The organism is Massilia sp. KIM (genome assembly GCF_002007115.1).
In the GTDB taxonomy this organism is placed as follows: Bacteria; Pseudomonadota; Gammaproteobacteria; order Burkholderiales; family Burkholderiaceae_D; genus Telluria.
This window is the reverse complement of the sequence record NZ_MVAD01000005.1, coordinates 1-25,278: the sequence shown is the minus strand read 5'-3', so window position 1 is coordinate 25,278 and position 25,278 is coordinate 1. Positions and strand designations below refer to the sequence as shown.

General features: G+C 69.4%; 24 protein-coding genes and 1 pseudogene. 16 read left to right on the top strand and 9 right to left on the bottom strand.

Annotated elements, in window-relative coordinates:
- Positions 1-84: 84 nt before the first annotated feature.
- The 10 genes from B0920_RS24775 to B0920_RS24730 all read left to right on the top strand — a co-directional run bounded on the left by B0920_RS24775 (position 85) and on the right by B0920_RS24730 (position 10,761).
- Positions 85-2,994, top strand: coding sequence for a polymer-forming cytoskeletal protein (locus B0920_RS24775; RefSeq protein ID WP_078035373.1), 2,910 nt, complete (start codon positions 85-87; stop codon positions 2,992-2,994).
- Positions 2,991-3,485, top strand: coding sequence for a Tfp pilus assembly protein FimT/FimU (locus B0920_RS24770; protein WP_179119292.1), 495 nt, complete (start codon positions 2,991-2,993; stop codon positions 3,483-3,485). The genes B0920_RS24775 and B0920_RS24770 overlap by 4 nt, the downstream gene beginning before the upstream one ends.
- Positions 3,475-3,918, top strand: coding sequence for a prepilin-type N-terminal cleavage/methylation domain-containing protein (locus B0920_RS24765; protein WP_078035371.1), 444 nt, complete (start codon positions 3,475-3,477; stop codon positions 3,916-3,918). The genes B0920_RS24770 and B0920_RS24765 overlap by 11 nt, the downstream gene beginning before the upstream one ends.
- Positions 3,915-4,769, top strand: a complete 855-nt coding sequence (locus B0920_RS24760) for a type II secretion system protein (protein ID WP_078035370.1) — start codon at positions 3,915-3,917, stop codon at positions 4,767-4,769. Before B0920_RS24765 ends, B0920_RS24760 begins: the two co-directional genes overlap by 4 nt.
- Entirely contained in the window at positions 4,766-5,233 is a 468-nt protein-coding gene (locus B0920_RS24755) for a hypothetical protein (RefSeq protein WP_078035369.1), read from the top strand. The genes B0920_RS24760 and B0920_RS24755 overlap by 4 nt, the downstream gene beginning before the upstream one ends.
- 133 nt (positions 5,234-5,366) lie before the next feature.
- Positions 5,367-5,825: a (2Fe-2S)-binding protein gene (locus B0920_RS24750; RefSeq protein ID WP_078035368.1), complete on the top strand. Its 459-nt coding sequence runs from the start codon at positions 5,367-5,369 to the stop codon at positions 5,823-5,825.
- Positions 5,825-7,957 (top strand): xanthine dehydrogenase family protein molybdopterin-binding subunit, encoded by a 2,133-nt coding sequence (locus B0920_RS24745; protein WP_179119291.1) that lies wholly within the window; start codon positions 5,825-5,827, stop codon positions 7,955-7,957. Before B0920_RS24750 ends, B0920_RS24745 begins: the two co-directional genes overlap by 1 nt.
- Before the next feature lie 56 nt (positions 7,958-8,013).
- Complete coding sequence (locus tag B0920_RS24740; protein WP_078035366.1) at positions 8,014-8,907, top strand: LysR family transcriptional regulator; 894 nt, start codon at positions 8,014-8,016, stop codon at positions 8,905-8,907.
- A 92-nt stretch (positions 8,908-8,999) separates the two neighbouring features.
- Positions 9,000-9,743: an SDR family oxidoreductase gene (locus B0920_RS24735; protein ID WP_078035365.1), complete on the top strand. Its 744-nt coding sequence runs from the start codon at positions 9,000-9,002 to the stop codon at positions 9,741-9,743.
- An 88-nt stretch (positions 9,744-9,831) separates the two neighbouring features.
- Positions 9,832-10,761: an AraC family transcriptional regulator gene (locus tag B0920_RS24730; protein ID WP_078035364.1), complete on the top strand. Its 930-nt coding sequence runs from the start codon at positions 9,832-9,834 to the stop codon at positions 10,759-10,761.
- Between the two features lie 13 nt (positions 10,762-10,774).
- Here the strand turns inward: B0920_RS24730 and B0920_RS24725 are convergent, their stop codons facing one another.
- Positions 10,775-12,721, bottom strand: coding sequence for an FG-GAP-like repeat-containing protein (locus B0920_RS24725; RefSeq protein ID WP_143745908.1), 1,947 nt, complete (start codon positions 12,719-12,721; stop codon positions 10,775-10,777).
- A gap of 179 nt (positions 12,722-12,900) precedes the next feature.
- Here B0920_RS24725 and B0920_RS24720 point away from each other — a divergent pair, with 179 nt between their 5' ends.
- A complete protein-coding gene (locus B0920_RS24720; protein WP_078035362.1) occupies positions 12,901-13,548 on the top strand; it encodes an HAD hydrolase-like protein in 648 nt (215 codons plus the stop codon).
- Position 13,549: 1 nt separating this feature from the next.
- On the opposite strand, the gene B0920_RS24715 is transcribed toward B0920_RS24720, so the two are convergent.
- On the bottom strand, positions 13,550-13,765 hold the full coding sequence (locus tag B0920_RS24715) for a hypothetical protein (protein WP_078035361.1): 216 nt from the start codon (positions 13,763-13,765) through the stop codon (positions 13,550-13,552).
- A gap of 200 nt (positions 13,766-13,965) precedes the next feature.
- On the opposite strand from B0920_RS24715, the gene B0920_RS24710 reads away from it, so the two are divergent.
- Together B0920_RS24710 and B0920_RS24705 are read left to right on the top strand one after the other, a co-directional pair.
- Complete coding sequence (locus B0920_RS24710; protein WP_078035360.1) at positions 13,966-14,994, top strand: lipid A deacylase LpxR family protein; 1,029 nt, start codon at positions 13,966-13,968, stop codon at positions 14,992-14,994.
- An 83-nt stretch (positions 14,995-15,077) separates the two neighbouring features.
- Entirely contained in the window at positions 15,078-15,488 is a 411-nt protein-coding gene (locus tag B0920_RS24705; protein ID WP_229456862.1) for a hypothetical protein, read from the top strand.
- A gap of 18 nt (positions 15,489-15,506) precedes the next feature.
- Here the strand turns inward: B0920_RS24705 and B0920_RS24700 are convergent, their stop codons facing one another.
- The 3 genes and pseudogenes from B0920_RS24700 to folE all read right to left on the bottom strand — a co-directional run bounded on the left by B0920_RS24700 (position 15,507) and on the right by folE (position 17,244).
- Positions 15,507-16,115: a phosphatase PAP2 family protein gene (locus tag B0920_RS24700; RefSeq protein WP_078035359.1), complete on the bottom strand. Its 609-nt coding sequence runs from the start codon at positions 16,113-16,115 to the stop codon at positions 15,507-15,509.
- Between the two features lie 167 nt (positions 16,116-16,282).
- A pseudogene (locus B0920_RS24695) lies at positions 16,283-16,558 on the bottom strand (transposase); the annotation flags it as partial.
- Between the two features lie 107 nt (positions 16,559-16,665).
- Positions 16,666-17,244: a GTP cyclohydrolase I FolE gene (gene folE, locus B0920_RS24690; RefSeq protein ID WP_078035357.1), complete on the bottom strand. Its 579-nt coding sequence runs from the start codon at positions 17,242-17,244 to the stop codon at positions 16,666-16,668.
- 142 nt (positions 17,245-17,386) lie between these two features.
- On the opposite strand from folE, the gene B0920_RS24685 reads away from it, so the two are divergent.
- Complete coding sequence (locus tag B0920_RS24685; RefSeq protein ID WP_078035356.1) at positions 17,387-18,268, top strand: hypothetical protein; 882 nt, start codon at positions 17,387-17,389, stop codon at positions 18,266-18,268.
- Between the two features lie 166 nt (positions 18,269-18,434).
- Here B0920_RS24685 and nudC read toward each other — a convergent pair whose 3' ends face one another.
- Positions 18,435-19,268, bottom strand: a complete 834-nt coding sequence (gene nudC, locus B0920_RS24680) for an NAD(+) diphosphatase (protein ID WP_078035355.1) — start codon at positions 19,266-19,268, stop codon at positions 18,435-18,437.
- Between the two features lie 152 nt (positions 19,269-19,420).
- On the opposite strand from nudC, the gene B0920_RS24675 reads away from it, so the two are divergent.
- Entirely contained in the window at positions 19,421-20,476 is a 1,056-nt protein-coding gene (locus B0920_RS24675; protein ID WP_078035354.1) for a glycosyltransferase family 9 protein, read from the top strand.
- A 170-nt stretch (positions 20,477-20,646) separates the two neighbouring features.
- Here the strand turns inward: B0920_RS24675 and B0920_RS26490 are convergent, their stop codons facing one another.
- Positions 20,647-22,278, bottom strand: a complete 1,632-nt coding sequence (locus B0920_RS26490; RefSeq protein ID WP_078035353.1) for a methyl-accepting chemotaxis protein — start codon at positions 22,276-22,278, stop codon at positions 20,647-20,649.
- A gap of 136 nt (positions 22,279-22,414) precedes the next feature.
- On the opposite strand from B0920_RS26490, the gene B0920_RS24665 reads away from it, so the two are divergent.
- The gene (locus tag B0920_RS24665) at positions 22,415-23,236 is read left to right on the top strand and encodes a cupin domain-containing protein (RefSeq protein WP_078035352.1); all 822 of its coding nucleotides are present in this window, start codon (positions 22,415-22,417) and stop codon (positions 23,234-23,236) included.
- 87 nt (positions 23,237-23,323) lie between these two features.
- Here B0920_RS24665 and B0920_RS24660 read toward each other — a convergent pair whose 3' ends face one another.
- Positions 23,324-24,487, bottom strand: a complete 1,164-nt coding sequence (locus B0920_RS24660; protein ID WP_229456860.1) for an MFS transporter — start codon at positions 24,485-24,487, stop codon at positions 23,324-23,326.
- Between the two features lie 567 nt (positions 24,488-25,054).
- A partial coding sequence (locus tag B0920_RS24655) for an alpha/beta hydrolase fold domain-containing protein (RefSeq protein WP_143745907.1) occupies positions 25,055-25,278 on the bottom strand: 224 nt, incomplete at its 5' end.

Here is a 25,278-nt window from a genome sequence, read left to right as displayed (position 1 = left end):
AATATTGCCTGCCCGAAAAAGTTGTTGTGTGGAAAAGGGAGCTGATGCACACTTTCGCCTACGCCTTCCGCGTTCGACCTTCCCATGCCCAGACTGTCACCGACATCGCTGTTTCGCGCCGGCCGCCAAGGTGCGCGCCTCGCCGCCGTCTTGCTGACGGGCGCGCTCGGGCTGGCGTCCGGCGCGGCCCAGGCCGCCGTGTACACATTCGGCGGCGCCAGCGGCGTCATGAATTGCAGCCTGTCGGGCAAGGTCTATACCTGCGCCAAGCTCACCCTGCCCGAGTGGAACGACGCCATCGTGATCGCCGACGGCTACACCGTCAACGTTCAGTCGGACGTCTCCTTCGGCTTCAACCATGGGCTGACCATGTCGGGCAGCGCGCGCCTGACGAGCACGGGCGACCTGAATATCGGCGGCATCGACCCAGACAAGTTCAAGGTCAGCGGCGGTTCCTTCGAGGCCGCCGACACCTTCACCTTCGGCAAGCAGGCGCAGACGATGAAGGCCGACGTCACGGCCGGCACGCTGATCCTCGGCAGCGGCTCGACCATCCAGATCAGCGGCACCCTGGTTTCAAAGGGCACAGTCTCGATCGGCTCGCACGCCACCATCAACGGCCCGGTGAGTGGCACCACCATCACTACCAGTTCGCCGGTGGTGATCAACGGCGCGGTCAACGCCAGCACCAAGTTCACTCTCGCTTCCGGCAGCAAGGTCACGGGCGCGATCACCGCGCCGGTGGTCGACCTGCTGGCTTCCGGCAGCGTGGTCACCGGCGATATCAAGGCCGCATCTTCGCTCACCCTCGCCTCCGGCACCACGGTCGACGGCGACGTCGACACCGGCACCCTGACCCTGGAAAGCTCGGAAGCCATCGTCAAGGGCTCGGCCATCGTCGACCTGGCCAACCTGTACTGGCACGGCCGCGTCAGCGACACCATCACTTGCCGCAAGGGCGCGACCGCGGGCGACTGCAGCTGCGTCAACAACCAGAGCGGCTATGGCTTCTACACCACGCTGGGCCCGAAGTGCGCCGCCCCGGCCCAGCCGCCCGGCATCAACCACTTCCGCATCACCCACGACGGCAGGGCCGACACCTGCGTGCCCGAACGGGTGACCGTCACCGCCTGCGCCGACGCCTCGTGCAGCAAGCGCTACACGGGCGGCGCCACTGTCACCCTGCAGCCGGGCGGCGCCAAGGTGCAGATCGGCAGCAGCGGCGAGAACAGCACCGGCGAGGTGTCGCGCATCGCCAAGGGCATCGCCAAGCTGAGCCTCGACCACGGCGGCGCGACGACCGGCGCCACACAGTGCAGGAACACCGCCAACGGCGGCAGCAGCTGCGACATGACCTTCGAGGGCGACGCCAATTTCGCGATCACGGTGCCCGACCACTACGCCGGCGCGGGGCAGACCGCCATCATCCAGGCCCTCAAGGCCAACCAGAACCAGACTGCCTGCGTGCCCGCTTTCGCCAACGTGAGCAAGCCGGTGCAGTACGCCTGCAATTATGTGCGTCCGGCCAGCGGCGCGGCGAGCCTTACCTTGGGCGGAACGGCCCTGGCCTGCAACGGCGCGCAGCAAGCGGTGTCGACTTCCTTCGACGCCAACGGCAAGGCGCAGCTTGCACTGGTGTTCCCGGACGCCGGTGACATGAAGCTGCGCGCCACGCTGGAAGACGTCAATGGCGAGGGCCGTTTCATCGCGGCGCCGGCGAAGTTCAGGATCGCCGCCAGCACTGCGGCGGCCGAGGGCATGCGCTCCGGCAAACCCTTCAACCTGGAGTTGACGGCGCTGAACCTCAACGGTGCGATCACCAGGAGCTTCGACAGCGCGAAGCTGAGCGCGACCCCGGAAGCGACCAACGCCCAGCTTGCGGTGAGCTGCGTGCCGGGTGGCCTGGACAAAGGCGTATTGGCGCCGGGCGCAATGAGCGATTTCAAGGATGGCGTCGCCACGGTACAGGCGACCTGGAGCGAAGCCGGCAAGGTCGATTTCCTGGCCTCGGTCACGGCTTTCCTGGGCAGCACGCTGAAGATCGAGGGCGCGAGCGGCGCGAACTCCCCATCCTGCGAGGCCAATTTCGGCCCCTTCCTGCCAGCCTGGTTCGAGGTCGCCCTGACCGACGCCGAGGCCGCGAAGAACCGCAAGTTCTACTACGTGGGCGAGCCGGTGCCGGTGAAGGTGAGCGCGAAGAGCGCGCTGGGCAACGTGACGCGCAACTACGCGGGCGAGCTGGCCAAGGCGGTGAGCCTGTCTGCCTGGAGCGATAGCGGCACAGTCGAGAAACCCGGCGGCGGCACCCTGAGTGGCCAGGCGATCGCGGCCTCCGCCTTCAAGGCCGGCGTGGCGACGGCCGCTCCCGTCTATACGCTGGACAAGACGGCCCCGTTCAAGCTGCGGCTGCGCGCCGACAACGGCCTTTCCGCCAAGGCCGAACTCATCAACTCCACAGGAGCGGAGACGAACGAGCTGGCCCGCCCCCTGCTGCGCAGCGGGCGCCTGCGCATCGCCAGCCGCGTGGGCCTGAAGGGCACGCGCCTGGACTTGCCGGTCAGCGCCGAATACTGGACCGGAAAGAGCTGGTTGCTGAACGAGGACGACAGTTTCACCAGCATCCCCGCCAGCGCGTTCAGCGCCAGGTCTTCCGCCCAGCGCGGTTCCTCCGGCAATGGCGCGGCGCCCGTGATCAAACCCTTCTCGGGGACGCTCAAGCTGGCTAAGGGCGGCGCTGTGCTGCCCGTCGAGCAGATCGACGGCGGCGCCGGATGGGTCGACCTCGCGCCCAACCTGGGCAGCAGCGCCGGCAACAACGCCTGCGTCGCGGACCTTCCTGCCTCCGGCGGCGCGAACCTGCCCTGGCTGCGCGCGGTCCAGGACTGCGGCGCGGCCGGCGCGCCGCTCGCGCGCGACCCGGCAGGGCGCGCGACCTTCGGCATCATCCCGCCCGAGAACAGGCGCATCATCCACGTGCGCGAGGTCTTCCATTGAAGCGGCAGCACGGCTTCACCTTCGTCGAACTGATCACGGTGATCATCCTGATCGGCGTGCTGGCCGCGATCGGCGTGCCGCGCCTGATGGGCGAGAACACCACTGCCGCCACGGTGTTCGGCGACCAGGTGACGAGCGCGCTGCGCCAGGCCCAGAAGACCGCGGTGGCGCGCCGCCGCGTGGTGTGCGCCACGCTGGAGGCGGGCGGCGTCAGGCTGCGCCTCCGCCAGCAGCCCACGCGTCCGCTCGATGCCGAAGGCGCTGGCGCCTGCGGCCTGCAGCTGGCCGGCGTCGCCGACAACCAGTTCGACAGCACGGATACGGCGGTCAGCATGAGCGCCCGCTTCCAGGTCCTGTATTTCCATCCCAACGGCACGATTTCCACGACACCCTCCGGCTCGGCGCTGGCCTTCGAGAGCGTCGAGATCCGCATGTCCGGCGCCACGCGCCGCACCATCAAGCTGCAAGGGAGCACCGGCTATGTCAACTAGGCGTGCGGCCGGCATGACCCTCGTGGAGCTGATCATCGCCATCGTGATCGTCGGGATCGCGCTGGCCGGCCTGGCTGCGGCCTACGCACGCGCCAACCTCGCGAGCGCGGATCCGATTGCGAGCCAGCAGATGCTGGCCATCGCCGAGAGCATGATGGAAGAGATCCTGCTCAAGCCCTTCGCCGTCGACGCCACGCCGGCCCCCAGCCGCGCAGGCTGGAACGACGTGCGCGACGCCAACGGCTATGCCACTAACGGCATCTTCGACGTTGCCGGCAACAAGGTGGAAGGGCTGGAGGGCTACGCCCTGGGCGTTGCGGTCGACCAGCCCATCCTGACCGGCATCCCCGCCGGAGGAGCGCTCAGGGTGCGCGTGACGGTGACGCATCGCGGCGAGTCCCTGACGCTGACCGGCTGGAGGACCCAGCCATGATGACACGCCAGCACGGCTTCACCCTTGTCGAGCTGATCGTCGTGATGGTCCTGATCGGCGTCCTGGGCGGCATCTTCGCCCTGCAGCTCGGACCGGCGATCCAGAGCTATCTGCTGGTCGGACAGCGCGCAGGCCTGACCAACCAGGCCGACACCGCGCTGCGCCGCCTGGTCGGCGAAGTGCGCGCGGCGGTGCCGAACTCGGTGCGCCCGCTCTCCAGCCAGTGCATCGAAATGGTGCCCAGCCGCGATGGCGGCCGTTACCGCAGCGGCCCGGATACCCAGAACGACACGCCGGCCGCGCCCAGCGCCTTCCTGGAAACCGATGTGGCCAAGACCCAGTTCGACGTGCTGACGCCATTCGCCGCGGCGCCGGCTCAGGGCGACCGGATCGTGATCGGCAACCAGAACCCCGACGATGTCTACGGCGGCGTCAACGTCGAGACGGTCCAGGCGGTGGAGCCTACGGCCGCGCACATGGGCGCGCATCGCATCACGCTGCAGGCGCCGATGCGCATCCCGCCCGGCTACGAGGGCGGACGCTTCGTCGTGGTGCCGGGGCAGGAACAGGCGGTCACCTATGCCTGCGACAAGGTCGGCACCGACCCGGCCACCGGCACGGGGACAGGGACGCTGTACCGCTTCGCGCGCACCCTCCCCGCGGCAGCCCAATGCACGCTGCCGGCCAACGCGGCCGTCCTGGCGGACAAGGTGTCGGCCTGCAGCTTCCTCTACGAACCCAACCAGGGGGCCACCCAGGAAGCGGGCTTCGTGCAGGCGCGCCTGACCATCACCGAGCGCGGCGAATCGGCCTCGCTGGTGCTCGGCGCCCACGTCGACAACGTGCCATGAGAGCGCGGCGTCAATCCGGTTTCGCCTACATCGCCGCGGTGGTGCTGCTGGTGGTGGTCGCCGGCCTGGCCGTGGCGCTGGCGCGCCTGACCGGCACCCAGCAGGCGACCGTCGACCAGGCCCTGCTCGGCGCGCGCGCCGCCCTGGCCGCGCGCGGCGGCATCGAATGGGCCTATGCCAACCTGGCGGGCAACTGCGCGGCCGGCGCCGGCAAGACCACGCAGCTGAACGACTTCCTGGCCGACAGCGGATTTCGCGTGAGCGTCACCTGCTCCGTCACCGGCTACAACGAGGGCGAGGCCAGCGAAGGCGTCCCCTTGCAGAAGCAGATCTACCGCATCCAGGCGGTCGCCTGCAATGGCGGCGGAGCCTGCCCCGACGCCGACGCCGTCGCGCGTCCCGACTACGTGGAACGCGCGCGCGTGGCCACCATCTGCACTGCCGGCAGCGCGTTCTGCAACTGAGCGATTGTTTAGCCAGGCTGCACGGTCCATGCAGCCGCGCACGGCTAGTCGCCGCCCCCACCCCGCCCTACCATGTCTTCGAGCCGCCATCCCGGCGCGTGCGAGTAGTAAGCAAAGACATGGAAGCGAAGACATGATCGAACTGACCCTGAACGGAAAACCACTGCGCCTGGATGCGGAAGGCGAGATGCCGCTGCTGTGGGCGGTGCGCGACCTGGCCGGCCTGACCGGCACCAAGTACGGCTGCGGCATGGCCTTGTGCGGCGCCTGCACGGTGCACGTGGACGGCGAGCCGGTGCGCGCCTGCCAGACCCCGCTGGCATCCGTCGCCGGCAAAACCGTGACCACCATCGAAGGCGTCGGCGCCACGGAACTGGGCCGCAAGGTCCAGTCGGCCTGGGTCGCCGCCGACGTGCCCCAGTGCGGCTACTGCCAGTCGGGCCAGGTGATGAGCGCGGTGGCGCTGCTGCGCCGCATACCGCGTCCCGACGACAGCCAGATCGACGAGGCCATGAGCGGCAACATCTGCCGTTGCGGCACCTATGCGCGCATCCGCGCCGCCATCAAGAGCGTGTCCACGCAGGAGGCATGATGAGCATCGACTTCGCCCCCGCCAGCGACGCCCGCCGCGGCTTCCTGCGCACCCTGCTGCTGGCCGGCGGCAGCCTGGCGATCGGCGCCGGCCTGCCGGAGGCATTCGCCGCCGCGCCCGGCGCCGCCACACCCTTCGCGCCAAATCCCTTCCTGCGCCTCGGCGCCGACGGCAGCGTCACGGTCATCTGCGGCAAGTCCGAGATGGGCCAGGGCGTGCTCACCGGCCTGGCCCAGATCGTGGCCGACGAACTCGACGCCGACTGGCGCAGCGTGAAGGTCGAGCAGGCCCCCGTGCACGCCGATTACGCCAATCCGAAAGCGCCGCTGATGTCGACCGGCGGCTCGACCTCGGTCCGCCTGAACTGGGAACGCCTGCGCCAGGCCGGGGCGGCGGCGCGCGCGGTGCTGGTCGCGGCGGCGGCGCGCCAATGGCAGCTCGAGCCCGCGCAGCTGTCGACCCGCGCCGGCCGCGTGCTCGGCCCGGGCGGCCGCAGCGCCGGCTATGGCGAGCTGCTGGCGCTGGCCGCCACCCTGCCCGTGCCCCAGGACCCGCCCCTGAAGAACTCGCGCGACTTCACCCTGATCGGCAAGCCCCTGCCGCGCCTGGACACGCCGGGCAAGGTCGACGGCAGCGCGCAATACGGGATCGACATGCGCCTGCCCGGCCAGTTGGTAGCCGTCATGGCCTTCCCGCCCGCCTTCGGCGCCACCCTGCTCAAGCACGACCCGGCGCCGGCGCTGGCGGTCAAGGGCGTGCGCGCCGTGATCCCGGTCAGCGGCGGCGTGGCCGTGCTGGCCGAGCACACCTGGGCCGCTTTGCAAGGCCGCAAGGCCCTGGTGACCGAATGGTCGCCCGGTCCGCTGGGCGACACCGGCATGGAAGCGCTGCGCGAACGCTACGCCGCCGCCCTGCGCGAGCCGGGCCTGGTCGACCTGGCCCAGGGCAGCCCGAGGACAACGCCGGGCCGCTCGCTCTCGCTCGAGTTCGAACAGCCATTCCTGGTGCAGGCCTCAATGGAGCCGATGAGCTGCACGGTCCACATCCGCCAGGACAGCGCCGAGGTCTGGACCGGCACCCAGCACCAGACCGTGGCCCAGCGCGAGGTGGCGCGCATCGCCGGCCTGAAGCCGGAGCAGGTGCGCATCCACACCTTGCTGCTGGGCGGGGGCTTCGGCCGGCGCGGCGCGCCGGACTTCGTGCGCAGCGCGGCCGAGATCGCGAAAGCGGCCGGCCGCCCGGTCAAGCTGATGTACACCCGCGAAGACGACATGCGCGGCGGCTACTACCGCCCCTACAACCGGATCCGCATCGACGCTTCGCTGGGCGGCGACGGGCGCATCGATTCCTTCCAGGCGCGCATCGCGGTGGCGGCGATCAGCAAGTGGACCGGCTTCGCTTTCCTGCGCAAGCCCAACGGCGTCGACCAGTACGCCACCGAGACCCTGGCGCCGCCCTACGCCATCCCGAACCTCGAGGTGCGCTGGATCGACACCGACCCCGGCATCCCGATCTGGTTCTGGCGCACCCCGGGCGGCAACCAGAACTGCTTCGCGGCCGAATCCATGGTCGACGAGCTGGCCCACCGGGCCGGGCGCGATCCGCTGGCCTTCCGCCTGGCGATGCTGGACGGTCGTCCGCGCCAGCGCGCGGTGCTGGAACTGGCGGCGCGCGCCGCCGGATGGGATCGCCCGCCGCCGGCCGGCAGCGCGCGCGGCATCGCGATGTGCGAGATCTTCGGCACCGTGGTGGCCGAGGTGGCGGAGGTGCGCATCGAGAACGGCCAGCCGCGCGTGACGCGGGTCACCTGCGCGGTCGACTGCGGCACCGTGATCAACCCTCAGCAGGCGCGCGCCCAGGTCGAAAGCTCGATCGTGTATGGCCTGTCCGCCCTGTTGTACGGCGAAGCCACGGTGGAGAAGGGCGCGGTGCAGCAGTCGAACTTCCACGACTACCCGGTGCTGCGCATGCACGAGATGCCGCCGGTGGACGTGCACCTGGTGGCCAGCGACGCGCCGCCCGGCGGGATGGGCGAGCCGGCCCTGCCGCCGGTGCTGCCGGCGGTGGCGAACGCGCTGCGCGTCCTCACCGGCAAGCGCATCACCCGCCTGCCGCTGCGCCTGGAGGGCTGAGCGCCGTCGCGGCTTCCTGTTGCATAATGGGGCGTTTCCAACTCTGGCAAGGCCCCATGCGCAAGATCGCGCTCCCCGACCTCGAAGCCTTCGCCTGCGTGGCCCAGCACCGGAGCTTCCGGCGCGCCGCGCTGGAGCGCCAGGTCTCGACCTCGCTCCTGAGCCAGACCATGCGCCGGCTGGAATCCCAGCTTGGCCTGCCCCTGCTGCGCCGGACCACCCGCAGCGTGGCCCTGACCGAGGCCGGCGAATACCTGCTGGCCAGCCTGGGGCCGGTGTTCGAGCAGGTCGACGAGGCCCTCGATGGCCTGAACCGCTTCCGCGACACCTCGGCCGGCACCATCCGCATCAACGCGCCCGGCCCGGTCGCCCAGTACCTGCTGGCGCCCCTGGCCGCGCGCTTCCTGCAACTGCATCCCGACGTGCACATCGAGATCGCCTCCGACGCGGCCCTCACCGACATCGTCAGCGAGGGCTTCGACGCCGGGGTGCGCTTCGACGAGGAGCTGGCCCAGGACATGGTGGCCCTGCCGCTCGGACCCGACCAGCGCTATTGCGTGGTCGCCGCGCCGGACTACCTGGCGCGCCAGGGCGTCCCGGCCACGCCGCAGGACCTCGCGCGGCACGCCTGCATCCGGCAGCGCTTCCCCGGCGGGACCATCTTCGCCTGGTGCTTCCGCAAGAATGGCGAAGCGCTCAAGCTCAAGCCGCAAGGCGCGCTGACCGTGACCGACGCCCTGGCCGCCACCATGGCCGCCAGCGGCGGCGCCGGCGTGGCCTACGTGCCGGCCGATTACGCGCGCGCCGGACTCGCATCCGGTTCCCTGGTATCCGTGCTGGACGACTGGGAACCCGGCATCGGCCGCCCCTTCCTCTACTATCCGCGCCAGCGCCAGACGACGCTGGCGCTGCGCCGCTTCATCGACTTCGTCAAAGCGCAGGATTGTTAATACAAACTGAATGAAGTTGCTGTTTTGCGCGTAATGATCTTTTTGCGCTAATAGTCGATCATGCATCCATCCATTCAATCAAGGAGGACAGCATGAACCAGCAAGCACAGCAACCCGTCGCCATCGTCACCGGCGCCTCGCGCGGCATCGGCGCGGCCGTCGCCCGGCGACTGGCGGAGGACGGCTACCGCGTCGCCGTCAACTACGCCAGCAATGCCGCCGAAGCCGACAAGACCGTGGCCGCCCTGCGCGCCGCCGGCCACACGGCGATCGCGGTCAGGGCCGACGTCTCGCGCGCCGACGAGGTGCGCTTCCTGTTCGACAGCGTCGAGCGCGAATTGGGCAAGGTCGACGTCCTGGTCAACAACGCCGGCATCCTCAAGACCATGCCGCTGGCCGACACCTCGGACGAGCTGTTCGCCCAGACCTTCGCCATCAACGTGCAAGGCACCTTCAACACCCTGCGCGAAGCGGCGCGCCGCATCCGCGACGGCGGCAGCATCGTCAACTTCTCGACCTCGGTGCTGGCCCTGAAACTGCCGGGCTACGCGGTCTACAGCGCCACCAAGGCCGCGGTCGAGACCTTCACCGGCGTCTTCGCCAAGGAGTTGCGCGGCCGCCGGGTGCGCGTGAACGCGGTGGCCCCGGGGCCGGTCGCGACCGAACTCTTTTTCAATGGCAAGACGCCGGAGCAGATCGAGCACTTCGCCAGGATGCCGCCGCTGGAGCGCCTGGGCGAGCCCGAGGACATCGCCAGCGTGGTGTCCTTCCTGGCCGGGCCGCAGTCCGGCTGGGTCAACGGCCAGGTGCTGCGCGCCAATGGCGGGGTGGCCTGAGGCCTTGCCGGAGGATCAGGCAATCAATCCGGACCCGCGCCCGCACGTTTTCGTGTTCAATAATGCCATCCCGATCGAAGGAGACCGTATGCAAGCGATCCGTGAACTGGCGGCCCTGATCGCCCGCCACGCCCCCACCGACGGCCAGCACGAGACCGCCGTGCCCGGCCTGTGGCTGGTGCGCGCCTCCGCGCCGACCCAGCCGCTGCACACCGTGCACGTGCCGGCGGTTGGGATCATCGCCCAGGGCAGCAAGATGGTCACCCTGGGCGAGACCGCCTACCACTACGGCCCGGCCAAGTTCCTCACGGTGTCGGTCGACGTGCCGATGTGCGGCAGCGTGCTCACCGCCACGCCCGAGGAACCCTACCTGTCCTTCCGCCTCGACCTCGACCGCGCCATGCTGGCCTCGCTCAACCTCGAGCTGCCCGGCGCGACGCCGCCGGCGCGTCCGCGCGGCAGCGTGCCGCGCGGAGTGTTCGTGAGCGACACCACGGCCGAGCTGGCCGAGGTTGCGGTGCGCCTGCTGCGCCTGCTCGATACGCCCCAGGACATCATGGTGCTGGCGCCGCTGGTGGTGCGCGAACTGCACTACCGCCTGCTCACCAGCGAACAGGCCGACGTGATCCGCTACATCGCCTGCGGCGAGAGCCGGGTGCAGCAGATCACCCGCGCCACGGTCTGGATCCGCGAGCACTACAACCGTCCCTTCAGCATCGAGCGCCTGGCGAGCGAGGTGGGGATGAGCCCCTCAACCCTGCACGAGCACTTCAAGACCGTCACCGGACTGTCGCCGCTGCAGTACCAGAAGCAGATGCGCCTGCAGGAAGCGCGCCGCCTGATGCTGACCGGCCAGCGCGACGCCGCCGGCGCGGCCCATGCGGTCGGCTACGAAAGCAGCTCGCAGTTCTCGCGCGAATACACCCGCTTCTTCGGGCTGCCGCCGGGACGCGACGCGATGCGCCTGCGCCAGTCGATGCTGGAAGGCGGTCCGAGCGTGCTGCAGGTCGTGCCCTGACGCGCCGCGCGGGTCAGCCGAAGGGCGTGTAGGCGACGCCGTTGGCCATCACGCCGACCAGCGCCGCCACGTTCTCCGGGCTTTCGCTGAAGCCCATCAGTACTTCGGCCACGGTCGCGTGCTTGTTGTCCAGCACCCCGGTCCAGTAGTCGACGCCGGCCTTTTCGCCCGGGCGCTTGAGCACGTTCTGGTAGAACTTCTCGACCAGTTCGCGATTGGCCGGGCTGGCGCCGTAGCGCTGCGCGAACTCTCCCGACGCGACGAAGCCGGCGGCGACGCTCGCCAGGCTGGCGCCCTTGTCCATGGCCTCGATCCAGTAACCCAGCCCGCCCTGGTCGGGCGTGCGCGCGAAAGCCGCCTGGTAGACGCGATAGGCCTGGCCGGCCACGCCCTCGACGTCGAGCGCGACCGCCTTGTCGGCGAAACGCAGGCGCTCCACCGCGGCCAGGGTGTCGACGCCGTCGGCGCCCGACAGGTCGCGCACGGTGGCGCCGCCGCTGGCGCGCACCACCTGGTAGCCGGACGCCGCCTTGGCATAGACCACGGTGTCGAGGCCGGCGCCGCCGTCGATGCTGTTGCTGGCGCTGTTCTGGCGGATCACGTCGTCGCGCGCCGTGGCGCGGATCGCCGCCACCGGCGGCAAGGCCTTGGTGGCCCAGGCCGTGTTCTGGTACAGCGTGCCCTCGTACAGGTTGAGCGCGCTGAAGCTCAGGCCGTGCTTGGTCGGCACCGGCAGGTTGTACACGCCGACGAAATAGGGGTCGCCCGCCAGGGTAGTGAGCTGGCCGGCGCGCAGCGCCACCTCGAAGTGGCCGAAGCCGTCGTTGGCCCATACGATGGGCGTATTCGCCGTCGGCAGGTTGTTCATGAACTGGGTGACGACGATGTCGCGGCTGCCGTCGCCGTTGGCGTCGATCAGGCGGATGAACTGGCTGGCGCCGATCTTGCTGTTGGTGTTGGGCAGGCCTTCGCGGCTGTCCTCGGCCCGGAAATGCTCCAGGGTGGCGTCGGCGAACTTGCCGCCGTCGTTGCGCACCACTTCCAGCGACCAGCCGTCGGCATAGGCGTCGCTGGGGGTGGACTCGGACGAGAGCAGCAGCAGGTCCTGGTCGCCGTCGCCGTCGATGTCGGTGGCGGCGAGGTCGTGCACGATGCGGGTATCGCCGAAATACCCCTGCGGCAGGGTGCTCATCGCGCTGGCGCTGTAACCGCCGCCGGTGTTCCAGTAGACCAGCGAACGGTGCTCGCGGTTGTGGACGTTGCCGTCGTTGCCGAGCACGAGGTCCAGGCGGCCGTCGCCGTTCAGGTCGGCCAGCAGCGAAGAGGTGAAGCCGAAGCCGCCGTTCTGCCGGTTCAGCAGACCGCCCGACTCGACCGGCAGGCCGACGTTCGAGCGGCTGAAGTTGCCCGCGCCGTCGCCCAGCAGCACATAGGGTTCGGCGGGGCTGGCCGGGCTGCTCATGTTACCCACGAACAGATCCAGATTGCCGTCGCCATTGATGTCGCCCGCCGCCGCGCTGTGGCTGTAGTCCGGAAGCTGGGGCAGCCTGGCGCTGGCGTCGACCCAGCCGCCGCCGGCTTGGCTCAGCAGCAGCTTGTTCTGGGCCCCCGGGAAGGGCGCGGCGTCGTAGCCATGGTCCGCGATGAAGAGGTCGGGCCGGCCGTCCTTGTTGAAGTCGGCCTGCACCACTTCGCGCGGGTGGATGGTGCTCAGGCTGGCCGGCAGCATGCCGGCCGGCGCCGGCGTATAGGTGCCGTCGCCCTTGCCAAGCATCAGGAAGGAGGGCTGGGCCACGGCGCTGCCGCCGTTGTGCGGATACCAGGCGCCGAAGGTCAGGATGTCGGCGATGCCGTCGCCGTTGGCGTCGACGATCTCGGGAATGGCGGTGGACACCGGTGTGGAGCTGGCGGGCGCATGGGCGCGCACCATGTCGAAATAATCGTCGGCGTTCAGGTTCATGGGGTGGCGGGACAGGATCACGTGGAGGTTTGGCGATTCTGTCAGGAAACGAAGTTTTACTCAACAACACATACCGGCAAGCCGGGGCATGCGTGATCATCCAGCAACGCCGGCTGCCGGGTCTTGCCCCCTTTCGCGGCCTATATAATCGGCGCCATGGACCTTCCGAGCTGCGACGCATGAACTACCGCCTGGCGATCTTCGACTTCGACGGCACCCTGGCCGACTCGTTCCCGTTCTTCATGAGCGTGTTCAACGAGATCGCCGACCAGCATGGCTTCCGGCGCGTCGACGCCGCCCAGGCCGAACGGCTGCGCCACTACGGTCCGCGCGACATCATGCGCCACGTCGGCATGCCGGCCTGGAAGCTGCCGCTGGCCTCGCGCTCCTTCATCGAGCGCATGCGCGACAACGCCGGCCGCATCCCGCTGTTCGAGGGCGTGGCCGAAACCCTGGGCGCGCTCGACCGGCACGGGGTGGAACTGGCGGTGGTGTCGTCCAACTCGGAGCAGAATGTGCGCCTGGTGCTGGGGCCGGACCTGGCGGCCCTGGTGCGCCAGTACGAGTGCGGGATGTCGATCTTCGGCAAGACCGCGCGCATCCGCAAGGTGGTCAGGCGCGCCGGGGTCAGGCCGGAACAGGCCTTGTACATCGGCGACCAGGCCACCGACGCCGACGCCGCGCGCAAGGCCGGAGTCGGCTTCGGCGCGGTGAGCTGGGGCTATGCCCCGATCGAAGCCCTGCGCCGCTGCGCGCCGGCATGCGAGTTCGCGGCCCCGCGCGACCTGCTGGGGCTGGGCCAGGCCGCGCGCAAGAGCGCGGACTAATTCAGGCGCCGAAGCCGGCGTTGCGCTCGACCGCGCTGCGCACCGCCGTCACCAGGCCGGCATAGGCGGTGTCGCGGCACAGCGGATCGCCGGGCGCGTCCACTGGCGGCGCCGGGTCCGCGCCGGGCGCCGACTGCTGCTGGAAGCGCGGCCCCTGGCGCATGCGTTCGGGAGCGGCGCTGCGCCGCCCCCTGGTCAGGCTCGGTTCGTCTTGCATCGGTGTGCTCGCTTATCAAAGGCGCCGCCGGACGGCGGCGCGGTCGCTGGCTGGGCAGGCGGCCTATCATGGCGTAAATCGGCAATCGACGGAGTTCGCCTGAAACCGACAAGGATGCTGCAGCAAATCTCTGTTGCAGATCAACAAAGTCCTTTCCGCAAGTTCGACACTAGGCTGGTGACGAACTCGAAAGGCCGACGATGCAGCCCTTGCTCACCCGCCTCCTTGCCCTCGCGCTGCTGCTGGCCGGTAGCGCCGGCGCCCAGGAGTCGCGTTTCCTCACCTACGAGAACGACGATTTCTTCGGCACCGACCGCTACTACACCAACGGCATCCAGCTCGCCGGACGCCACCTCGCCGATACGCGCGGGCCGCGCATGCGCTCCCTGACCGAGAGCCTGTGCCGCGTGTTCGACTGCGCCGGCGACCGCCTGCTGTTCACCCAGAACAGCTTCGGGCAGCTGATGTACACCCCGAACGACATCACGGTGGCCCGTTACCAGTCCTGGGACCGGCCCTACGCCGGCCTGCTCTACCTGCAGCGCGACTACCTGTTCCTCTCGCCCGGCGGCGAAGTGCTGACCACCTTCAGCGCCCAGGCCGGCATGACCGGCAGCCTGTCGCTGGCCGAGCCCACGCAAAAACTGGTGCACCGCGTGGTCGAGCGTCCCGAACCGCGCGGCTGGGACCACCAGGTCGGCAATTCCCTGGCCTTCGTGCTGGCGGTGGAAAAGCGCGCCGCCCTGCCCGGCCTGTCGGGGGACCTGGGCAGGGTGCAGGTGCAGACCAATGCCTACTGGCGCGCCGGCCTCGGCACCCTGATGAGCTACGCGGCCGGCGGCGTGACGCTGGCGCTCGGCAAGGACCTGCCGCCGGTCTCGCCGATGCCGCCCGGGATCAGCCATCGCCTGACCGGCAACAAGCTCGGCACCTCCTGCCTGTGGGACTGGGTCCAGTGCACGGCCTTCGTCGGCCTCGAAGGGCGCTACATGGCCTACAACCTGTTCCTCCAGGGGCGGCCCGGGCGCGACGACCCCGGCGTGCGCCCGCGGCGCTGGGTGGGCGACGCCATGGCCGGCCTGCGCCTGGACTTCCCGCGCACCCGCGGGGTCGACCACGGCCCCTGGTTCGTGCAGTTCAAGGCGACCCGGCGCACGCCCGAGTTCTGTTCGCCCTGCAAGGTGCACCGCCACAGCTTCGGCGCGCTGACGCTCGGCACCGAGTTCTGACACGGGCGCGGTTGCACGGCGCGGAAGGCGCTTCTATACTCGGCGGGAGATGCAATGTTGCATCGACGAACTTCGGATCTCCCATGCGCCTTTCCCCCCTCCTGCCCGCGCTTCTGCCCCTGCTGCTGGCCGGCTGCACCAGCGAAACCGCCAGCTACACCATCGACGACAACCAGCATGCGCTGATCGTCCGGGTCGACCAGGATTATTTCTGGAGCAAGCGCGCGGCCCTGCGCCTGATCGTCTCGCGCATGCCGGATTGCCAGCGCCAGATGGAACTGGGCGAAGTGCGCCTGCCGGGCATGGAGATCGAGCTGTTCGACAGCGGCAACGGCACCTATACGCTGCGCGCCGACGACGAGGCCTGGCTGGTCGAGACGCGCGGCTGCTCCGAGCTCGAAGCGCCGGACGCCGACGCCGTCACCGGCCAGGCGATCGGCGTGTTCCGCTTCGACGCCGACAAGAAGCTGGTGTTCGTGCCGCCCGAGGAATAAGCCCCAGGCCGGTCGGGGTCAGGGCTGCAGCCAGCCGCGTCCGATCGGCAGCGCCAGCAGGCGCCGGTACAGGGCTTCGAGCGCCGGCAGGGCGCGCCGGCTGGCCGCCTGTGCGGCCGGGGTATGGGCCAGCAGCGCCATCGCGGCCGAGACCGCCAGCGCACCGGCCATGTCCTTCGGCCAGTGCACGCCCAGGTAGACGCGCGACCAGGCGATCACCAGCGCCAACGGCAGCAGCGCCATGCCGATGCGGCGCGCCAGCGGGACCGCGCTGAAGGCAAGCACCAGGGCCACCGAGAAGATGCTGGTCGCATGGTCGCTGGGGAAGGAACTGTCGGGGTCGTGGAACAGGAAGGTGTGGCCGATCTCGGCCACGAAGGGACGCGGGCTGTACCAGAAATGTCCGATCAGGGCGTTGACACTGAGCGCGCAGGCCGCCGCGAAGAAGGCGCGCAAGGCCACGTCGCGCCGCGCGCCGGCCCCGCCCGCCCACAGGAGCACCAGCGCCAGCGGCACCAGGAAGATCAGCCATTCGGCCGCGAACACGGCGCCCAACAACTGCCAGCCGGACAGGCCGGCATGGGCGTTGAGGGCCGCAAACAGGGTGAGGTTCAGGTGCTCGAGCATGATTCCGCCGACAATAAAATTTTGACAACTTTATTGTTAGCTTAGCCCAAGTGCCCTCGCGCACTTCTGGGGAAATGCAACAGATTGTGACAAGGCCGTGACAGGGCTCTTCCGGCCGCTTAGCGCCGGTGCAGCAGCTTGTGCAGATGCACCAGCTCAGGTTCGCGCCCGGCCTTGTGCAGCACGCTCTCGAGTAGGGTGCGATCGCCGTCGTACAGCATGTTCCATTGGGTGAAGTACTCGTGCACCGTACGCCAGGGTGGAAAGCCGGGCGGCAGGTTGCGCCAGGTGCTGCCCGTCTGGAGAAAGTAGAGCACGGCGCAGAACACGTCGTACAGGTCGTGCTTGCGCGGCCTGGTCTTGCGCCGGGCGGACTCGAGCATCCCGCGGATGTCCTCGAAGGCTTCACGCGAAATGTCGCTGGGGTAGGCGGGACGGTCCATCGCGGCCTCCAAAACATCTTGGAGGCCCCGGATATGGAACAGGTTCCCGGATCAGGACGCGCAAGCGCGGCCGCGCCCGCCGTGCGGGCATGCGGCCGGCGCCGGGTTCAGGCCCCGCGGTCGTCGCGCGCCAGCGACAGGAACTCGGTGCGCAGCGCCAGGTTCGGCTGCAGATCGCCCAGCAGGGCCGAGGTGATGGTTTCCTCGCCCGGGGTGCGGATGCCGCGGCTTTCCATGCACATGTGGCGGCACTTGATGACCACGCCCACGGCCTTCGGTTCCAGCACTTCCATCAGGGCGTTGGCGATCTGGATCGTCAGGCGCTCCTGCACCTGCAGGCGCTTGGCGAAGATGTCCACCAGGCGGGTCAGCTTGGACAGGCCGACGATGCGGCCGTTCGGCAGGTAGCCCACGGTGGCGCGGCCGAAGAAGGGCGCCAGGTGGTGCTCGCAGTGGCTGTAGACCGGGATGCCGCGCACCACGATCAGCTCGTTGTACTCCTCGGCCCCGTCCTCGAAGGCCTTGAGGACTTCCACCGGATTCTGGTCGTAGCCCGAGGTCCAGTGTTTCCAGGCCTTGGCCACGCGCGCCGGCGTCTCGTGCAGGCCCGGGCGGTCGGGATCCTCGCCCAGGCTGGCCAGCAGGCGACGCCAGTCGTGTTCGGTGAAAGCTTCTTTGTCAGACATGGTAAACCTTAAAAAATCAATTGCCGCAAGTATATAGAAAATGCCCCTAGCCGACCCTTTCCCGCCGGCTTCTTGAGCAGGAATAAACCTTCAGGCCACGGATGGCCTAGGCTGAAAGGCGGATCCATCCGGGAGACACGCCATGTTCGGCAGCACCGTTCTCGAAGTCGCCATCGGCCTCGCCTTCTGCTACGGCACCCTGGCGCTGGTGGTCAGCACCCTGCAGGAAGCCCTGGCCGCGGCCTTCGGCCTGCGCGCCGCCCTGCTGCTCGACGGCGTCAAGCGCATGCTGGCCGATCCGCGCTTCGAGGCGCTGGCGCGCAGCCTGTACGCGCATCCGCTGGTCAACCCGCAGGGCAGCACCGGCGCGCGCGACGGCCGCGCACCGGAATTGCGGCCATCCTACATCGAACCCGCCCATTTCGCCCTGGCCCTGGTCGACACCATCCGCGAGGGCGAGAACTCGGTCGGCGCATCCATTGCCGCCGTGCCCGATCCCCAGCTGCGGCGCACCCTGCAGATCCTCTACGCCCAGGCCGGCGGCGAACTGCAGCGCTTCCAGGACGGCGTCGCCGCCTGGTTCGACAACGCCATGCAGCGCCTGTCGGGCGTCTACAAGCGGCGCCAGCTGCTGGTGTCCTGGCTGCTGGCGCTGCTGCTCGCCATCCTGTTCAACATCGACAGCATCCACCTGTTCCGCAGCCTGTGGCAGCACCCGGTGCTGGCGGCCCACATCACCTCGGTGCCCGCCGGACTGGACGGCGCCACCCTGGACCAGCTATGGGCCCTGCCGATCGGCTGGACCAGCTTCCCGCCCGTGCTCAATGCCGATTTCGCCCTGCAGGTGGCGGGCTGGCTGGTCACCGCCTGTACCACCCTGTTCGGCGCCCCGTTCTGGTTCGACCTCCTGCAGCGCGCCATCAATCTGCGCGGCACCGGCGCCAAGCCGGCCCCGGTGCTGCCGCAGGAGGCGCGCGCCTCGGCCCAGTCCGTGCAGCCGCTGCAGCCGGCCGAACCGGCCTGAGCATCGGGCGCGCCGACGCACTCGGCGCGCCCGGCGCAATCTGCCCCGCCCGACCTGCCCCACGCGAACTGCCCGGCTAGACCTGAGCGGACCGACCTGGGCGGCCCGCACTGCGCGGCCGGCCTGCGCGGCCCCACCGGCTCCGGCCGGCGTGGCCCGGCCAGCTTCAGCGGCCGGGCGGACGGTGAGCGTCGACCAGCACGCTCGACACCGAGAACTGGGGCACGCGCTCCGGCCATTCGTCGTCCGGGCCGAACCAGCGCGCCTCGGCGATCTCGCTCTCGTCCACGCGGATCTCGCCGTCCAGGTAGTCGGCGGTAAAGGCCAGCATCAGCGAATGCGGGAAGGGCCAGGACTGGCTGGAGAAATAGCGCAGGTTGTGCACGCGCAGCCCGACTTCCTCGTACACCTCGCGGTGGATCGCCTCTTCCACCGACTCGCCCGCCTCCAGGAAGCCCGCCAGCGGCACGAAGCGCTTGACCGGCGAGGCCAGGTGCATCGCCAGCAGCACCGCGTCGCCCTTGCGGATCAGGACCATCATGGCCGGCGAGATGCGCGGATAGGCCATGTGGCCGCAGTTCACGCACTTGAAGCAGCGCTCGCCCGTGGCCAGCACGGTGCCGCTGCCGCAGGCGCCGCAGAAGCGGTGGGTGCGCGCCCATTCGGCCACCTGGGCCGCGCGCCCCGCCAGGCCCAGCAGCTGCTCGTCGAGCTCGCCGAACAGCGAGCGCAGGCCGCGCCAGGCATAGCCGGGCGGCGGCGCAGGCTCCCCGTCCAGCCAGCCCGCCTGGCAATAGCGCTCGCCGAAGCGATCGCCGAACAGGCCGAGCGGCTGCAACTGGCCGGGCGGCAGGTCCAGGGCCGCCAGCACGGCGGCGTCGGGCAGGGCCAGGTCGGGTTCGCGCACCAGCAGGCGGCCGCCGCTGAACAGGAAGTTCAGCGCATGCGGATCCGGCCGGGGAGCGAACAGCGGCGTGAACGAGGCGGGTGTCTGGAGCATGGTGGTGATCAGCGATTGGCGTTTCCCGATGATACCGGTTTTCGCCCTGCCCCTCCCGGCGCCGTCCCGCTTTTGGCCCGAACTAATTCCACGCGCCCTTCTCCAACGATGACCCGGGCGCCGCGCGGCGCCAAGAACAAGAGGAGAATCCCATGGCCCGGCGTGCGCTGCTGCAGCGACCCGACATCCGCTCGGTGGCGGTGTTCCGGGCCCTGCCCCTGAGGGACCTGCTGTGCGCGGCGCCGGCCTTGCGCGCCCTGCGCGCCGCCCTGCCCCTGGCCCGCGTGGTGCTGGCCGGCCTGCCTGAAGGCGCAGCATTCGCGCGCCGCCACCCGGCCTATGTCGACGAGTTCCTGCCCTTCCCCGGCCACCCGCTGCTGCCCGAGCAGCCGGTACGCCAGGAGGCGCTGACGCCCTTCTATGCCGAGGTCTGCGCGCGCGCCTTCGACCTGGCCCTGCAGCTGCACGGCAGCGGCGACGTCAGCAACCACATCGTGGCCGGCTTCGGCGCGCGCGCCATGGCCGGCTATTGCCAGGGCCGGGGCATGAGCAGCGAGCGCACGGTGCTGCTGCCCTATCCGGACGCCGGCGGCGGCGCCGAGCCCGAGCGCCTGCTGCGCCTGGTCGAAGCGCTCGGTGCGCCGCGCACCGACAACCGCCTGGAGTTCCCGCTCGCGCCCTGCGACGAGCGCGAGCTGGCGGACAGCGGCCTGGCGGCGGCGCTGGAGCCCGGCCGCTACCTGTGCGTCCATCCGGGCGCCACCCACGACGGCGCCTGGCCGCCGCAGCGCTTCGCCGAGCTCGCCGACCGGCTGGCCGACGAATTCGCGCTGGCGGTGGTGCTAAGCGGCTGCGGCGACGAGGCGGCGCCGGCCGACGCGGTGGCCCGCCACATGCGCAGCGCGGCGGTGTTCACGGCGCCGCCGCTCTCGCCCGGCGCACTGGGCGCGCTGCTGCAGCGCGCGCGGCTCCTGATCTGCCACGACGGACTCGTCTCGCACATCGCGGCCGGGCTGGGCCTTCCCAGCGTGGTGATCTTCGCGCGCGGCGACATCGCGCGCTGGGCCCCGCCCGACCGGCGGCGCCACCGCTGCATCTGGGACCCGGGTGCGCAGCGCGCGCTGGCGGTGCTGGAGCACGCGCGCGCCCTGCTCAAGGGGACCGAACCGAGCGAACTGCGCGCGGTCGGGCTGTGGCCCTACTGGTGAACGGCGGCGGTGGGCCGTGCTGTGGCCCTGCTGGCAAACAGCTGCCGTGGGCCGCGCCGTGGCCCTGCTGGCAATTGGCAGCCGTTCGCCGGCCGCGGCCCAACTTGTAAGCGGCGGCCGTGGCCCGGGCGCGATCGCGATCAGGCCAGGCCGTTCACACGTGGCCCGACTCAGGCCGTCGCCAGCCGTGGCTGGCGCGCCGGTGCTCGCGCCGCCGGCCGTGCGGCACCGGCCCCGTCCGCCAGGCGGAACACGCTGACCTGCTGGGCCAGCCCGGCCGCGCTTTCCTGCAGCGACTGGGCGGCGCTGGCCGCTTCCTCGACCAGGGCGGCGTTCTGCTGGGTCACCTGGTCCATCTGGCTGATCGCCTGGTGGATCTGCTCGATGCCGGCGCTCTGCTCGCTGGTGGCGGCGGTGATCTCGCCCATGATGTCGGCCACCCGGCGCACGCTCAGCACGATCTCCTGCATGGTGGCGCCGGCCTGGTTGACCAGGCGGCTGCCGCTGTCGACCTTGCCGACCGAGTCGGTGATCAGGTCCTTGATCTCCCTGGCGGCGCTGGCCGAACGCTGGGCCAGGTTGCGCACTTCGCTGGCGACGACGGCGAAGCCGCGCCCCTGCTCGCCGGCGCGCGCCGCCTCCACCGCCGCGTTCAGGGCCAGGATATTGGTCTGGAAGGCGATGCCGTCGATGACCGCGATGATGTCGACGATGCGGCGCGCCGATGCCTCGATCGCGCCCATGGTGTCCACCACCTCGGCCACCACCTCGCCGCCGCGCACGGCGACGTCCGAGGCGCTGGCGGCGAGGTGATTGGCCTGGCGCGCATTGTCGGCGTTCTGGCGCACCGTGGTGGTCAATTCCTCCACCGAGGCGGCGGTTTCCTCGATCGCGCTGGCCTGCTGTTCGGTGCGCGACGACAGGTCCATGTTGCCGGTGGCGATCTGGGTCGAGGCGGAGGCGATCACCTCGCTGCCACGGCGCACGCCGCCCACGATGCCGTCCAGGCTGGCGGTCATGTCGCGCAGCGCGCCCAGCAGCTGGCCGAACTCGTTGCGCGAAGCGGGCACGATATGCATGCTCAGGTCGCCGTCGGCGACGCGGCGCGCGATGCCGACCGCTTCCGCGAGCGGCTGGGTGATCGCACGCACCAGGTAGACGGCGGCGAGCAGGGCCAGCAGCACCGCCAGCGCCAGCGCGCCGGCCAGCAGGAGGTGCAGGAAGCCCAGTTCTTCCTGCAGTTCGATGCTGCGGCGTTCGTTGCGCTTGCTCATGTAATCCTGGAGCTCGGCGTAGGCCTGCTGGCTCTTCAGGTAAGTCGGGTTGATGCCCCGGCCCAGCAGCTCATGGGCGGCGTCCCAATTGCCGGCCTCGACCGCGCGGGCCGCGTCGCCGACCAGGTTCACGCCGAAGTCCTGGCTGGCCTGGCGCCAGCGCCCCAGGGCCTCCCGCGTTTCCGGCAAACGCATCGACGCCAGCAACTCATCGTGCTCCTGCTTCAGCTCGGCGCTGTTGCGCTCGATCTGGCGCATGTGGTTGGACAAGGGGTGGTCGTGCAGGGCCGCGAAGCGGCTTTCCGGGTTGTGCTGCAGGGCTTGCAGGATCTGGCTGCGGTTGGCTTCCATCCGGTACACCAGCTTGGACAGCGCCAGCTGTTGGTGGGCGCCGCGCAGGGCGAGATTCTGCAGCAGCTCGACCGATTGCTGGGTCGCGTAGTAACCGATACCGCCCACGACCAGGGTCAAGGCGATCAGTGCGCCGAGAACGGACGCGATGACGTGTTTGATGCGCAAGTGCTTCATAAATAGACCATGAACAGGGAAAAGTGCGGCGGAACGCCGGGAAGACCTGTATTCTCGATGTTGACACGGATTATTTCCACATGGAAATTGTGCTTATCGTCTATAAAACTTTGCCTAACGTCGGGAATTTTGCTTCATGGACAAACTGTCGTTCCTGTTCGGCCGCCACGCCTTCAATGCGCGCGTCTTCTTCAATGGCCAGTTTTGCGACGTGAACCAGTTCCATGCCAACGGCCGCTCCGGCCACCTGCACCTGGTACGCCAGGGACCGGTCGAGTTCATGCACGAGGACGGTTCCATCCTGCGCGCCGACCAGCCCGCGCTGGTGTTCTACCCGCGCGGCAGCAGCCACCGCCTGCAGGTGCCGGCCGGCCACATGGCTTCGCTGCTGTGCGCCGACATCGCCTTTGAGAGCGAGCTCGACAACCCGCTGACGCGGGTGCTGCCGGACTGCATGCATGTGCCGCTGGCCGAGATCGCCGGCCTCGGTCCCACGCTCGAGCTGCTGTTCGGCGAAGCGGGGGGCCAGCATCCGGGCCGCGAGCTGATCGTCGACCGCCTGTGCGATGTGCTGCTGGTCCAGGTGGTGCGCCGCGAATTCGAGAGCGGCCGCCTGGCGCTCGACCTGCTCGAAGGCCTGAGCGACCGCAACCTGTCGCTGGCCCTGGCGGCCATGCACGAGCGGCCCGAGGAAGCCTGGACCGTGCAATCGCTGGCCCGGGTCGCCTGCATGTCGCGCGCCGCCTTCACCGAACACTTCCGCGAGGTGATGGGGGTGCCGCCGGGCGAATACCTGACGCGCTGGCGCATCACCCTGGGCGGGCGCCTGCTGCGCCAGGGCTTGCCGGTCAAGCAGGTCAGCCTGCGCACCGGCTATACCAGTCCCTCGACCTTCACCCGCGCCTTCAGCGCGCTGATGGGCGTTTCGCCACGCGACTGGGCGCGCCGCGGCGCCTGAGCACCGCGCACGAAAAAAAACGCAGACGTCCTTGCGGAAGCGTCTGCGCTGGAGGAAGGGCGGCCCGGGCAGGGCCGCCAGGAAGCATTACTTGAGCAGGCGGGTGCGGCTGGCCACCATGGCGATCACCAGCGACAGGCCGCCGACGTAGCCGATGGCCGCCTGCATGCCGACATAGTGGGCGACGGCGCCGATCACCGGCGGGCCCATCAGGCTGCCGCTATAGGCCATGCTGGCCACCGCCGCCAGGGCTGCCGGACCCTGGGCGCCGGCGGCGCTGAACACGAAGGGGAACAGCAGCGACAGGCCGAGACCGGCGATGGCGAAGCCCGCCAGCGCCACGTAGGCATTCGGCGACAGGACCGCGAAGAACAGGCCGCTGGCGGACACGAGCGCGCCAATCGTCACCAGGCGCTGGGCGCCGAAGCGGAGCTTCAGCTTGTCGCCGACCAGGCGCGACAGCAGCATCATGACCGAGAAGGCCGACAGGGCCAGCGGCGCCAAGCCGTCCGACGCGCCGAAGTGTTCTTTCAGGAACACGCCGCTCCAGTCGGCGATGCTGCCTTCCGACATCGAACCCAGGAAACCAAGCAGGCCCAGCAGCGCCAGCGGACCGCGCGGCAGCGAGAAGGACTTCTTTTCCACCTGCTCCGCCTCGTCTTCGATGTCCAGCATCGAGTAGGCGGCCCACAGCAGCAGGGCCAGGGGACCGGCCAGCATCATGAAATGGGTGGCCGGGGCGATCTTCAGGCTGGCCATCAGGCTGCCCAGGGTCGCGCCCGCCAGGCCGCCGGCGCAGCCGAGGCCGTGCAGGAAGGACAGTTCCGACTTGCCGGTCTGCTTTTCACGCTTGGTCGCGGCCGAATTGATCGCGACGTCGAAGGTGCTGGCGGTGATGCCCAGGAACAGGACCGCCAGCATCAGGCGCGGCACGGTCGGCGCCATGCCGATCGCCACCAGCACGCCCAGCAGGGCCATGCCCGAGACCAGGAGGGTCTTGCGGGCGCCGAAACGGCCCATCAGGAAGGACGAGATCGGGTAGGACACCACGGCGCCAAGACCGCCGCACAGCAGCACCATCGACAGGGCGGAATGGGAAACGTGCACGCGCTCGGCCAGGGCCGGGATGCGGCCGGCCCAGGAACCCATGATCAGGCCGAACAGGGTGAACAGGAGCGGCAGGGCGAATTGCTGGGCTTGCGCAAACGAAAAACTGGAATGGCGCGGAATGCTTGCTGCAGAGGTGTGCATGGGAGCGAGACTGTTAAATTTCTTGGGGTGGAAAGCGTTGCCAGGTTGGCCGGTGAGCCCCGCGATCATCGAAAATATTGACGCCCGGAAGCTGATGGACGGCAATTCTAAACAGTTCCCTGAGGAATTCGTTTTCCGTACGGAAAAAATTTTCGGACGTTGTACATTGTCGACGCAAGGATGACAATTTCCTTGGTAGAGGAGCAAGAAAAGACGCCCAATACCTCGTCATATTCGCGAAGAAGATGACAGATATAAGTAAATTCGAGGGTTTTATTGCTGAGTTCGCGTCGTCCGGGCGCAGATTTCGTGGGCTCGGAAAATGGTGCCGGCCCACCGTTCAGGCATCGGATGCCTGATATTTATTGCAGGTTTGTCCCGATCCGGCGGCCGAACTGGATGTCATTTTTTCCACGCCCAGCGCGCTTTCGTGAGCTGAGCATCAATTCCTTGAATTGTGAAATTTTTCGTTGATGGGCAAGGCCAGAGGCAGGCGAAAAAAAGCCGCCCGAAGGCGGCTGAGAGCGGACCCGGTCAGGGGCGCGGGTCCGCGAGGAGACACGGTGCTTACTTGGCCAAGGCTTTCTTGAGCTCGGTGCCGGCCTGCAGCACCTGGGAGCGCACGCCCGGCAGGGTGGCCAGCGGGTTGAGCAGGCCGAAGTCGTGGATCATGCCGTTGTAGCGGGTGACGGTCACCGGCACGCCGGCCTGGTCGAGCTTGCGGCCGTAGGCTTCGCCTTCGTCACGCAGCACGTCGTTCTCGGCGGTCTGGATCAGGGCCGGCGGCAGGC

What these genes read in the sequence shown, in the direction of transcription:
- nudC (WP_078035355.1), bottom strand. Translation starts at nt 19,268, where the DNA reads ATGCTCCAGACACCCGCCTCGTTCACGCCGCTGTTCGCTCCCCGGCCG.
- B0920_RS24740 (WP_078035366.1), top strand. Translation starts at nt 8,014, where the DNA reads ATGCGCAAGATCGCGCTCCCCGACCTCGAAGCCTTCGCCTGCGTGGCC.
- B0920_RS24725 (WP_143745908.1), bottom strand. Translation starts at nt 12,721, where the DNA reads ATGAACCTGAACGCCGACGATTATTTCGACATGGTGCGCGCCCATGCG.
- B0920_RS24730 (WP_078035364.1), top strand. Translation starts at nt 9,832, where the DNA reads ATGCAAGCGATCCGTGAACTGGCGGCCCTGATCGCCCGCCACGCCCCC.
- B0920_RS24720 (WP_078035362.1), top strand. Translation starts at nt 12,901, where the DNA reads ATGAACTACCGCCTGGCGATCTTCGACTTCGACGGCACCCTGGCCGAC.
- B0920_RS24765 (WP_078035371.1), top strand. Translation starts at nt 3,475, where the DNA reads ATGTCAACTAGGCGTGCGGCCGGCATGACCCTCGTGGAGCTGATCATC.
- B0920_RS24760 (WP_078035370.1), top strand. Translation starts at nt 3,915, where the DNA reads ATGATGACACGCCAGCACGGCTTCACCCTTGTCGAGCTGATCGTCGTG.
- B0920_RS24750 (WP_078035368.1), top strand. Translation starts at nt 5,367, where the DNA reads ATGATCGAACTGACCCTGAACGGAAAACCACTGCGCCTGGATGCGGAA.
- B0920_RS24735 (WP_078035365.1), top strand. Translation starts at nt 9,000, where the DNA reads ATGAACCAGCAAGCACAGCAACCCGTCGCCATCGTCACCGGCGCCTCG.
- B0920_RS24700 (WP_078035359.1), bottom strand. Translation starts at nt 16,115, where the DNA reads ATGCTCGAGCACCTGAACCTCACCCTGTTTGCGGCCCTCAACGCCCAT.
- B0920_RS24715 (WP_078035361.1), bottom strand. Translation starts at nt 13,765, where the DNA reads ATGCAAGACGAACCGAGCCTGACCAGGGGGCGGCGCAGCGCCGCTCCC.
- B0920_RS24675 (WP_078035354.1), top strand. Translation starts at nt 19,421, where the DNA reads ATGGCCCGGCGTGCGCTGCTGCAGCGACCCGACATCCGCTCGGTGGCG.
- B0920_RS24665 (WP_078035352.1), top strand. Translation starts at nt 22,415, where the DNA reads ATGGACAAACTGTCGTTCCTGTTCGGCCGCCACGCCTTCAATGCGCGC.
- B0920_RS24660 (WP_229456860.1), bottom strand. Translation starts at nt 24,487, where the DNA reads ATGCACACCTCTGCAGCAAGCATTCCGCGCCATTCCAGTTTTTCGTTT.
- folE (WP_078035357.1), bottom strand. Translation starts at nt 17,244, where the DNA reads ATGTCTGACAAAGAAGCTTTCACCGAACACGACTGGCGTCGCCTGCTG.
- B0920_RS26490 (WP_078035353.1), bottom strand. Translation starts at nt 22,278, where the DNA reads ATGAAGCACTTGCGCATCAAACACGTCATCGCGTCCGTTCTCGGCGCA.
- B0920_RS24685 (WP_078035356.1), top strand. Translation starts at nt 17,387, where the DNA reads ATGTTCGGCAGCACCGTTCTCGAAGTCGCCATCGGCCTCGCCTTCTGC.
- B0920_RS24775 (WP_078035373.1), top strand. Translation starts at nt 85, where the DNA reads ATGCCCAGACTGTCACCGACATCGCTGTTTCGCGCCGGCCGCCAAGGT.
- B0920_RS24755 (WP_078035369.1), top strand. Translation starts at nt 4,766, where the DNA reads ATGAGAGCGCGGCGTCAATCCGGTTTCGCCTACATCGCCGCGGTGGTG.
- B0920_RS24745 (WP_179119291.1), top strand. Translation starts at nt 5,825, where the DNA reads ATGAGCATCGACTTCGCCCCCGCCAGCGACGCCCGCCGCGGCTTCCTG.
- B0920_RS24705 (WP_229456862.1), top strand. Translation starts at nt 15,078, where the DNA reads ATGCGCCTTTCCCCCCTCCTGCCCGCGCTTCTGCCCCTGCTGCTGGCC.
- B0920_RS24710 (WP_078035360.1), top strand. Translation starts at nt 13,966, where the DNA reads ATGCAGCCCTTGCTCACCCGCCTCCTTGCCCTCGCGCTGCTGCTGGCC.